Raw genomic sequence first — 681 nt, forward strand, 5'->3', positions numbered from 1 at the left:
GCCGTCCGTTTGCGATGGAGGACGACATGCGGAACGCCCATGGAACGATCTGCGCCGGAATTGATATGTCCAGGGACAAGCTTGCGGTCGCGATCGCGGGTGGAGAGCGAGGGGACAAGGTTCTCGGCCTTGGCACGTTCGAGAACACGCCCGCCAGCGTCGGCAAGCTGCTGAAGACGCTTGCCGGGCGAGGTGACATCTCGGCCTGCGACGAGGCCGGGCCGGCGGGCTACGGCCTCTGCCGGCAGAGGCGCGCGGCCGGCTGCGCGTGCTGCGTGGTCGCGCCGTCCCTGCTCCCGGTCAGGGCCGGAGAGCGGGTCGGGACCGGTCGGCTTGATGCCCTGCGTCTTGCGCGCCTTCCGCGTGCCGGAGAATTGACCCCGGCCTGGACGCATGAGGCGATGCGCGGTCTGGTCCGGGCCCGGCAGAGCGCCGCGGAGGATCAGCGCCGCAAGCGCCAGCCCGTCTCGGCCTTCGTTCTGCGTCACGGGCGGGTCCATCAACGCTCCAGGCCGCGGACGATGCGGTACCGGCGCTGGCTGCAGAGCCTGGCGGTCGATCACCGGCGCACCAGATCGCGCTGCAGGCGATGTTGCAGGCGGAACTCAATGCCCCGGAGCGGCTGGAGCGGCTGGCCGGGGCACATCGAGGCCCTGGTGCCGGACTGGACACTCGCGGCAG

1 protein-coding gene is annotated in these 681 nt (G+C 71.1%); it reads right to left on the bottom strand.

Annotation, left to right across the window (positions count from 1 at the left end):
• A partial coding sequence (locus tag FGX59_RS38045) for a hypothetical protein (protein ID WP_171061033.1) occupies positions 1-500 on the bottom strand: 500 nt, incomplete at its 3' end.
• Positions 501-681 lie beyond the last annotated feature (181 nt).

Origin of the sequence: Poseidonocella sp. HB161398 (genome assembly GCF_005870025.1) — a bacterium.
In the GTDB taxonomy this organism is placed as follows: domain Bacteria; phylum Pseudomonadota; class Alphaproteobacteria; order Rhodobacterales; family Rhodobacteraceae; genus Mangrovicoccus.